A 7522-nucleotide genomic window follows, 5' to 3' on the forward strand; every position below is an offset into this window, starting at 1 on the left:
ACCGCCCCGCCCCGCGCCCTGGCCCTGCACCTGCTGGCCGGCGCCGAGCCGGTCGTCACGGGCGCGGGCCGGGCCGCGATCACCCCCGCCGCGGGCCGCGGGTTGGAACTCACCTGGGACGCGGCGGCGTTCGACGCCGAGGTGGAGCCGGTCGCGCTCACCGACCCGGCTTTCACGAAGGTATGGGGTCCGGTCGTCCACCGGCTGGTCCTCACCGCCCGGCAACCGGCCGCCGCCCAGGGGCGGCACACGCTGACGGCGCGGCCGGCGGCGGAAACGTAAAAGTAGTTTCCCACCGTTCCGGGGGCGCGGCACCGTTGGAAAGGGCCGTGCGGAAATGCACCGGCCGGGGCCTCCGGCCAGTTCACGGGCCCGGCACCCGGACCCGCCCGTCGCCGACTACTTTTCCACCGCCGCATTCACTCCGGCCGGGCGGGCCGCGAGCGTTGACGTCGTACAAGCGCCTGGTTTTACTTGCTCGCGACCTGATCCGGTGACGCCGGACCGTCCCGGAGACGAGCCGCATTTCCTCAGCTCGACCCCCACCTGAGGAGTCCCGTGGAGACCATTCTGTCCAGACGCACGACCATAATCGCCGCCGCCGCGGCCGCCGGCGTGGCCCTGAACCGGAGCGCGGCCACGGCGGCGGTCCCCGGTGCGGCCGCCGACGGCGTACGCATCATGCCCCTGGGCGACTCCATCACCGACGGATACACGTTCTACCCCGGCAGCTACCGCGTCGAGCTGTGGCGGCGGCTGGCTGCCGACGGCCGCACCGCGGACTTCGTCGGCTCCCTGGCCAACGGCCCCGCGGAACTCGCCGACCGCGACCACGAGGGCCACACCGGCTGGCGCATCGACCAACTCGACGCGCATACCGATGCCTGGCTCCAGCAGAGCGATCCGCGTACGATCACGCTTCTCATAGGCACGAACGATCTGAACCAGAACCACGACATCGCGAATGCGCCCGCGCGGCTCTCCGCGCTGATCGACCGCGTTCGGGCGGCCAAGCCGCAGTGCGAACTGTTCGTGGGAACGGTCCCGCCCCAGTCCAGCGCCGGACTCGAAGAGCGCGTCAGGGCGTACAACGCGGAACTCCCCGGCGTCGTATCCCGGAAGGGACCGCACACCCATCTCGTGCCGATATACGACGCGCTGACCACCGCCGACCTCGGCGACGGCATTCATCCCACCGAGGCCGGCTACCGGAAAATGGCCGCGTTCTGGTACGACGCCCTCCGCGCGGTCCCCGATTCCCTCGTGCCGCTATCCGCGACGTCCGCGGACACGCGCACCACCCCCACCGACACCCCCACGAAGGAAGCAGTATGAGCCACAGAGGAAAGCACAGCCGCCGCACGTTCCTGGGCGGCGCAGGAGCGCTCGGCCTCGGTGCGGCGGGCGTCTGGGCCGGCACCGCCAACCTGACCGGTGCCGGCGCCGAGACACCGCGGGAGCAGCCCGGGGCGCGGGCGGGGGCCGCCGCGGTCGGCGGGGTCAGGGGCAAGGTGTACACCGGCTACCAGGGCTGGTTCGCGTGCGCCGGCGACGGCTCGCCGCTCGGCAACTGGACGCACTGGTCCGCGGGGTCGGCGCCGTCCCCCGGCAACCAGACCTTCGAGCTGTACCCCGACATCTCGGCGTACGCCGCGGGCTCCCTGCACCAGACCGGGTACGCGAACCTCGGCGACGGCCGGCCCGCCAAGCTCTTCGGCTCCCACACCACCGACGTCATCGACCAGCACTTCGACTGGATGAAGCAGCACGGCATCGACGGCGCCGCCCTCCAGCGCTTCGGCAGCGACGTCTCGGCCATCGGCCAGCCGCGACTGCGGCAGCGCAACGAGATCCAGAGCAAGGCCCGGGACGCCGCCGAGGCGCACGGCCGCGGCTTCTACGTCGAGTACGACGTCAGCGGCTTCACCGACGACAACCTGGTCGCCAACATCCAGAAGGACTGGACCGGCACCATCACCGGCTCGCTGGCCCTCACGGACTCCCCGTCGTACGCCCGCGAGGGCGACAAGCCGGTGGTCGAGCTGTGGGGCCTCGGCGTCCCCAACCGGGCCGGCACCCTCGAAGGCTGCCTGCAGATCATCAACTGGCTGAAGGACCAGGGCTGCTACGTCATCGGCGGCGTGCCGCGCGGCTGGCGCACCGACGCGAACGGCAAGCCCGGCTTCGCGCCGGTCTACGCCGCCCTCGACATGGTCTCCCCGTGGAACGTGGGCAACCGCGGCGTCGACCAGAAGCTCTTCGACGACGACTTCGCCCAGCTCAGCGGGAACGGCCAGGACTACCAGCCGGTGATCTACCCGGGGTTCGCCTGGTCCAACTGGAAGCCGGGGACGCCGCGCAACGAGATCCCGCGCAACGCCGGGGACTTCATGTGGCAGCAGGCCGTGGCCGTCGCCCGGTGCGGCACCGACTCCGCGTTCATCGCCATGTTCGACGAGTACGACGAGGCCACCGCCATCGCCCCGGCGGCGACGGACGCCTCGATGATTCCGGGGAACCAGTACTTCCTCACGCTGGACGCCGACGGCACCAAGGTCTCGTCCGACTTCTACCTCCGGCTCGCCGGCGCCGCCACCGAGATGATCAACGGCTCGGCGGAGATCAGCCCGACCGTCCCCGTCCCGCCCATGCCCTGACGGCCCGCGTACGGCGTACGGCGGGCGGCGGGCCGGGGGAGTCCGCCACCCGCCGTTCCGGGGCCGCGCAACCGCCGCGCAACCAGCGGAAACGCGCAAGACTGATATAGCTCGTCCAATCTGTATATTCCCTGACTTCGGTGCCTCGCAGATCCTGACCGTGCCCTGTCAAAATCTCGCTTCACCTGTTCACCCGACAGGGCCTCGCGTACGGAAATGGGGTACCACCCTTGCTCTCCAAGCTGTCCGTGAGAACCACCCTCGCCGCTTTCGCCCTCACCGGACTGGTCGCCACCGCGCCCTCGGCGGTGGCGACCAGCCAGGACGGGGCAGCAGAACCCGTCGCGGCACAGGCGTCCGCCAAGGCGCCGTCCGCCGGTGTCACCGTGAAGATGCCGGACAAGGTCGCCGACCGCCTCGGCACCGGCCGCAAAGCGCTGATCGACGCCGTGTCCGCCGACGTCCTCTCCCGGTCCCACGACGCCAAGGGCCTCGCTCCGGCGAAGGCTGTCGGCAGCCTCGCCGCCGAGGGCCGCAAGGTGGTCGTCGACGTGCGCACCGTCTCGGCCGGATGGGCCCGCGGTGTCGCGTACGTCGAAGCCTCGCGCGCGGCCCACGGCCAGCCGGAGGGCTGGCTCTACCTCGCCCACCGCGAGAACGGGCGCTGGGTCTCCGGTCTCGAAGGCGACCGCGAGTTCACCGCGCACGTGGCGACGTCACCGCTGGTCGGCAAGGCGGAGCGGAAGATCATGACGGACTACGCGCAGCGCGCGGCGGCCCCGGACAAGGCGGTGTCACCGACCGGGGCAACGGCCAACACCGGCGGGCTGCTGCTGCCCTGGATGCCCGACTACTACATGACCGTGACTGGCGGTCCGCACTCCCACACCGGCGGGTCCGGCTACTGGAGCAGCCTCGACTTCGCCGGCGGCAACGCCAGCGGGCGGGTCCGCTCGTCCCGTGAAGGCACGGCGACCTCCATGTGCGGTGCCGGCGGCGGCTGGACCAGGGTCATCCACCCCGGCGGCTTCTCGACGGACTACTACCACATGTTCAACACGACCTACTACAACGGGACGTCGGTCGGCCGCAGTGCCCTTCTCGGCACCATCGGCACCGACGTCTGCGCCGGCGGTTCGGCGACCGGCGCCCACGTGCACTGGAGCCTGCGCACGTACGACGCCAACCTCAACGGCCAGTACACCTGGCTGAACGGCCGCACCATCGGCGGCTGGACCTGGTCCAACGGCTCCGGCCAGTACACCGGCTGCGGCACCCGCCTCGGCTACTCCGGCTGCCCCGGCACGGCGATCTACAACCGCACCAGTTGAGACAGCCGCTCGGCAACCCGGCCCTGGAGCCTCCGTACCAGGCAGCGGCCGGTTTCCTATGATGGGTGATTCTTCGCGATGGTGCACCATCGCGAAGAATCACCTGCGGCGGCACGACGGACAACGAGGGAAGGCGCGGACATGGCTGCTTCCGACGCCGGCGGCGCGGGAGGCGCCGCCCGCGGGCTTATGCCCGGCCGACCCCGGCGGGGCACCGGCCGGGAGTCGTGGTGAGCGACACGTCCCCGCCGCCGCGCGCCGCGCTGCGGGAGCGGCTGTCGGCCGACCGCGTACGGACCCGGGCGCGGATCGCGTCGCTCTCCCGCGACTTCGACGCGATCGTCGAGGCTAACGCCCTGGTCGCGGTGGACGACGAGCACGACCCGGAGGGATCCAGCACCGCCTTCGAGCGCCAGCACGTGGCGGCGCTGCTCGCGCAGTCCCGTGCCCACCTGGAAGAGCTGGATGCGGCACTGGGCCGCTTGGACGACGACGAGTACGGCGTCTGCCGGGTGTGCGGCAAGGCGATCCCGGCCGAACGGCTGGAGATCCGCCCCGAGGCGACCACCTGCGTCCCCTGCGCCGACGCCGCCCGCCGCCGCGGCCGGTGACGGAGAACACCGCCGCGGTGCCGTCGCTCCTGCCGGAGCCGCCCGACCCGGCGGGCCCTCCGCAGCCCGGCCGCGAAACCTCCGCGTGTCTGCCCGGGACTCGGTCCCCGTATCGGATACCAACGGTGTGACAGACCGGTCGGCGAGTCGGTCCGACCGGACGAGGACCCGGGCAATCGGAGTGGACCGCGTGGCTATCACCGAACGACGTCTTTCCACCGCGGTGCTGGTGATCGGCACCGGGGGAGCCGGGCTGCGGGCGGCCATCGAGCTGGCCGAGGCCGGCGTCGACGTCCTCGCGGTCGGCAAGCGCCCCAGGGACGACGCGCATACCGTCCTTGCCGCCGGAGGGATCAACGCCGCCCTGGGCACCATGGATCCCGAGGACTCCTGGCAGCAGCACGCTGCCGACACGCTCAAGGAGGGCTATCTGCTCGCCGATGCGCGCACCGTCGAGATCGTCACCCGCGGCGCCGCCCGCGGCATCGACGACCTGGAGCGCTACGGCATGCAGTTCGCCAGGGAGTCGGACGGGCGCATCTCCCAGCGCTACTTCGGCGCCCACACGTTCCGGCGGACCGCCTTCGCCGGCGACTACACCGGCCTGGAGATCCAGCGCACGCTCGTCCGCCGCGCGGAGCAACTCGGCGTCCCCATGCTCGACGGGGTCTACATCACCCGGCTGCTGGTGCACGACGGCGCGGTCTTCGGCGCCTACGGCTTCGACCTCACGGACGGCACCCGCTGCCTCATCCACGCCGATGCCGTCATTCTGGCCGCGGGCGGCCACACCCGTATCTGGCGCCGCACCTCCTCGCGGCGGGACGAGAACACCGGGGACTCCTTCCGCCTCGCCGCGGAGGCCGGAGCGCGGCTGCGCGACCTGGAGCTGGTGCAGTTCCACCCCTCCGGCCTCATCGCGCCGGAGAACGCCGCCGGCACGCTGGTCAGCGAGGCGGCCCGCGGGGAGGGCGGAATCCTGCGCAACGCGGCCGGGGAGCGGTTCATGAACCGCTACGACCCCGACCGCATGGAGCTGTCCACCCGCGACCGCGTCGCCCTGGCCTCCTATACGGAGATCAAGGAGGGGCGGGGAACACCCAAGGGCGGGGTATGGCTCGACGTCACCCATCTGCCGCGGCAGACCGTCATGACGCGGCTGCCCCGGGTGTACCAACTGCTCATGGAGCTGCAGATGCTGGACATCACCCGGGAGCCGATCGAGATCGCGCCCACCGCGCACTACTCGATGGGCGGAGTGCTGGTGCGCCCCGAGGACCACGGCACCGACGTACGGGGGCTGTACGCCATCGGCGAGGCCGCCGGCGGGCTGCACGGCGCCAACCGGCTCGGCGGGAACAGCCTCATCGAACTGCTGGTACTCGGGCGCATCACCGGGCAGGCCGCCGCCGACTACTCGCTCTCGCTGACCGCCCAGCTCCGCTCCGCGTCCGCCGTCGCGCAGGCCCGCCAGGAGATCGACGACCTCCTCGCGGCGGACGGCCCGGAGAACGTACGAGCCCTCCAGCGCGCCCTCCGCGACACCATGACCGAGCACGCCGGAGTCGTACGCGACGAAGAAGGGCTGCGCGCGGGACTCGCCGAACTCGACGCGATCGAGGAGCGGATGCGGTCGGTCGGCGTCCATCCCGACATCGCCGGATACCAGGACCTCGCGCACGCCTTCGACCTGCGGTCCGCCGCCGTCGCGGCCCGCGCCACGCTCGAAGCGGCCCTGGAGCGGCGCGAGACCCGCGGCTGCCACAACCGCAGCGACTACCCGGACGCCGATCCGTCCCTCCGGGTGAACCTCGTGTGGTCCCCGGCGGAAGGCATCACCCGCGAGAGCGTCCCGGACATCCCCGAGGAGATCTCCTCCCTCATGCGGGAGGTCTCCACCCGCGGAAAACTCGTCGAGTAGGGGGACGCGTCCTTGCGGCGGTTCACGGCTCGGTCAGGCCGACCCTGATGGCGCAGCGGGTGGGTTCGAGGCGGTCGCGCAGGCCCAGCTTCTGGAGCACCTTGGCCCGGTGGCGTTCGATGGTCTTGATACTGATGACGAGCATGTCGGCGATCGCCTGCTTCGGCGACCACGGTCAGGTCCGGCTCGCCGTCGAGGATGAGCCGCAGGCCCAACCTGCCGGGCGGATGGTCCTCGTACATCGCGACATGAACGGACAAGGTCGCACAACTTAGCTCACTCGCCTACGAGTTGCCCTGCCCTGGTCCACCATGGCCATGCTGCCGGTCGGCACCCCGCCCACCCCTCTCCACCGGTTTCCGCGCCGGCGAAACGCCGATGGCCCGATCGCTAGGTGGAGGCGTGAAGAAAACCCATCCCGTACCCGACTACGTGGGCCGGATCCTCTCTCCTTCCGGGGTCCCCCAGGGCACCTGCTTCCAACTGGCGCCGGGATACCTGGTGACCGCCTGGCACGTCGCCCAGGGCACGCTGGCGCTCGGCGACGACGAGGTGCTGGCGGTCGACCGATTACGGGACCCCGGCGCCGACCGGATCACGGCGCGTGTCCTGGCCCAGGACCGGAAGGCGGATCTGGCGCTGCTGGAGGCCGACGCGGCGTTCCCCGGGAGCGCGCGGCTGCTGCGCGGCTCCCGGTCGGTCGCGTACGCAGAACCCGTGGCGGTGGTGGGCCACGCGCTGATGTACGAGGCCGCCGGCAAGCCGCCGGTCGTGTGGGTGGAGGCCCTCGGCGAGTGGCAGGGCGAGGTGCGCCGGTCCGACGGCGTCACCCTCGGGCGCGTCCACTCGCGGGACGTGCTGCCCGGCATGAGCGGCGCGCCCGTACGGCAGCGGAGCGACGGCAGCGTGGTCGGTGTCGTCTCCGCGCGCTACAACACCGCCGACGGCTGGCTCGCCAACAGCGTCTGGGCGGGGCGCGTCGACGACTTGCGCGCCCTCTGC

Annotated in this window: 6 protein-coding genes and 2 pseudogenes; 7 read left to right on the top strand and 1 reads right to left on the bottom strand. The window is 71.8% G+C overall.

From position 1 onward, the window contains the following. From H5J30_RS11715 to H5J30_RS11740, 6 genes and pseudogenes are all read left to right on the top strand, one after another. Positions 1 to 282: pseudogene (locus H5J30_RS11715) on the top strand (heparinase II/III domain-containing protein); the annotation flags it as partial. A 276-nt stretch (positions 283 to 558) separates the two neighbouring features. After that, on the top strand, positions 559 to 1335 hold the full coding sequence (locus H5J30_RS11720; protein WP_181787373.1) for an SGNH/GDSL hydrolase family protein: 777 nt from the start codon (positions 559 to 561) through the stop codon (positions 1333 to 1335). Beyond that, a complete protein-coding gene (locus tag H5J30_RS11725; protein ID WP_181787374.1) occupies positions 1332 to 2657 on the top strand; it encodes a glycoside hydrolase family 99 protein in 1326 nt (441 codons plus the stop codon). Before H5J30_RS11720 ends, H5J30_RS11725 begins: the two co-directional genes overlap by 4 nt. Before the next feature lie 230 nt (positions 2658 to 2887). Beyond that, on the top strand, positions 2888 to 3988 hold the full coding sequence (locus tag H5J30_RS11730; RefSeq protein WP_181787375.1) for a M23 family metallopeptidase: 1101 nt from the start codon (positions 2888 to 2890) through the stop codon (positions 3986 to 3988). Positions 3989 to 4218: 230 nt separating this feature from the next. Continuing rightward, positions 4219 to 4599 (top strand): TraR/DksA family transcriptional regulator, encoded by a 381-nt coding sequence (locus H5J30_RS11735; protein WP_181787376.1) that lies wholly within the window; start codon positions 4219 to 4221, stop codon positions 4597 to 4599. A 190-nt stretch (positions 4600 to 4789) separates the two neighbouring features. Beyond that, the gene (locus tag H5J30_RS11740) at positions 4790 to 6520 is read left to right on the top strand and encodes an L-aspartate oxidase (protein WP_181787377.1); all 1731 of its coding nucleotides are present in this window, start codon (positions 4790 to 4792) and stop codon (positions 6518 to 6520) included. 22 nt (positions 6521 to 6542) lie between these two features. Here H5J30_RS11740 and H5J30_RS11745 read toward each other — a convergent pair. Next, a pseudogene (locus H5J30_RS11745) lies at positions 6543 to 6674 on the bottom strand (LuxR C-terminal-related transcriptional regulator); the annotation flags it as partial. A 248-nt stretch (positions 6675 to 6922) separates the two neighbouring features. Here H5J30_RS11745 and H5J30_RS11750 point away from each other — a divergent pair. Then, positions 6923 to 7522, top strand: a 600-nt coding sequence (locus H5J30_RS11750) for a S1 family peptidase (RefSeq protein ID WP_181787378.1), incomplete at its 3' end; no start/stop codon positions are given.

Source organism: Streptomyces phytophilus (genome assembly GCF_013870535.1).
GTDB lineage: Bacteria > Actinomycetota > Actinomycetes > Streptomycetales > Streptomycetaceae > Streptomyces > Streptomyces phytophilus.

Coding starts and splice junctions, on each gene's coding strand:
- H5J30_RS11725 (WP_181787374.1), top strand. CDS start 1,332: ATGAGCCACAGAGGAAAGCACAGCCGCCGCACGTTCCTGGGCGGCGCA.